Source organism: Albidovulum sp. (assembly GCF_008933605.1).
Classification (GTDB): domain Bacteria; phylum Pseudomonadota; class Alphaproteobacteria; order Rhodobacterales; family Rhodobacteraceae; genus Albidovulum.
Map to the genome: position 1 here is coordinate 1 of NZ_WBUS01000289.1, position 1,843 is coordinate 1,843.

Here is a 1,843-nt window from a genome sequence, read left to right on the forward strand (position 1 = left end):
GCCCCGTCGGCGCCCGAGGCGCCGGTCGAAGAGGCGGCGGCCGTGCCGGCGCCGGATGCCCCTGCCGGGACTGTCGCGCCGACCCCGGCCGCGCTCACGGCCGACCAGGTCGATGCGCTGCCCCTTGCGGCCCGGCTTCCGTTCCTGCTGTTCCGTAACTGACGGTCCATCATGCCCCGACGGGCGCGCCCCGGCGCGCCCGTCATTTTTTTCGCGCCGCCGAAAAACCCCCCTTCACATCGCCGGAGCCATTGGCTAAGTAACGCCCACCTCGCCCGGGGGCGCTTGTTCCCAGGCCCGGTGCGGTTGTGGCGGAATTGGTAGACGCGCAGCGTTGAGGTCGCTGTGGGCTAACCCCCGTGGAAGTTCGAGTCTTCTCAACCGCACCACTTCACTCCTCTCAGAGCTTGTCGAGAAGCGCCAGCAGCCGGTCGAGTTCGCGCCCGCTGAGGTTGCGCGCCGTGCGCTCCGAGATACGCGCGGCCACCCGCTTTGCCTCGTCGAGGAACGTCCGCCCGGCAGAGGTCAGCGAAATCTCCAGCCGGCGCCGGTCGGTGGGGGAGGGCACGGTCTCGATCAGACCCTTCCGCAGGAGCCGCTCCACCACGCCCTTCGTCGTCGCGGCATCCATCGCCACGAGCCGCCCGAGGTGGTTCTGGGACAGCGTTCCCTCGTCGCCGAGCTTGGCGAGAACGGCGAACTGGCGCGGCGTGATCTCGGGCATCTCGGCGGCGAAGATCTCCAGGTGCCGCTGGTTCGCGAGCCGCAACTTGAAGCCGATCTGGTCTTCGAGTCGGTAGGGTTTCACTTCCGTCACGGGCACCCGCCTCCCTCGCCTTCCGGAAGAAATCCTATCCGCTTGCGCCCCGATGGCAAGCGCCGAGCGGCGGCGCGGGGCCTCGCGCAGAAATTGTTTGACAGCAAACAAGGTGCGCCGCGTAATCTGGGTTCGGGACGGCCGGGCATGACCCGGCGGGAGGAAGAGGCCGGAATGCGTGGGAAGGCCAGGTCAGACGACGGGCCGGATGGCGGTGCGCTCCGCAGGGTGATCGCCTGGCCGGCACGCGACTGGCCCGAGACGCGCCTTCCCGGCGGGCGCCTCAGGCTGTCGCACGGACCGATCGACCTGATCTTCGACCTGGCCGGTCCGGCGGACGAGGTGGCTGCCGCCGAGGCGGCAGCGCGACGGGCCTTCGACGGGCTGCTCGACGGCCTGGTGGCCGAACTGCCGCTCTTGCGGGCACGGGCCACGGCATGTTCGCCCCGGCCCGAGGGGCCGGTGGCGCGGCGCATGATGGATGCCGTCCGGCCCCACGCGGACGAGTTCATCACACCCATGGCCGCCGTCGCGGGCGCGGTGGCGGATCACATCCTCGCGGCGATCATCGGCGCCGCGGGGCTCTCGCGCGCCGTGGTCAACAACGGCGGCGACATCGCGCTGCATCTTCTCGGGGCGGAACACTGCCGAGTCGGAATCCACGACCACTGCCATTTCGGCCAGTTCGCGGGCGTGATCGAGCTCTCGGCGGCCGACCGCATCGGCGGCATCGCCACGAGCGGCTGGCGCGGCCGGAGCCATTCGCTCGGCATCGCCGACGCGGTGACGATCCTTGCAGCGACGGCCGCCGAGGCCGACGCGGCCGCCACCATGGTCGCCAATGCCGTGGATCTTCCCGGCGCACGCCAGATCGAGCGCCGCCCGGCGCGCGAACTGGCGCCCGACAGCGATCTCGGCGACCGCTTCGTCACCGTCGGCGTGGGCCCGCTCCGGCCCGACGAGGTCGCCACGGCCCTCGACCGGGGCGCGGTCAAGGCGGAGTCGCTTCTTGCCCGCGGGCTGATC

Annotated in this window: 2 protein-coding genes and 1 tRNA gene; 2 read left to right on the top strand and 1 reads right to left on the bottom strand. The window is 71.2% G+C overall.

Going from position 1 to position 1,843, the window contains the following annotated elements; genetic code table 11:
* Window positions 1–302 precede the first annotated feature (302 nt).
* Window positions 303–389: transfer RNA gene (locus F9K34_RS18900), tRNA-Leu, on the top strand.
* Between the two features lie 11 nt (window positions 390–400).
* Here the strand turns inward: F9K34_RS18900 and F9K34_RS18905 are convergent.
* On the bottom strand, window positions 401–817 hold the full coding sequence (locus tag F9K34_RS18905; protein WP_291338638.1) for a MarR family winged helix-turn-helix transcriptional regulator: 417 nt from the start codon (window positions 815–817) through the stop codon (window positions 401–403).
* 174 nt (window positions 818–991) lie between these two features.
* On the opposite strand from F9K34_RS18905, the gene F9K34_RS18910 reads away from it, so the two are divergent.
* Window positions 992–1,843 (top strand): UPF0280 family protein (locus F9K34_RS18910; RefSeq protein ID WP_291338639.1); only part of this gene is annotated, 852 nt, incomplete at its 3' end.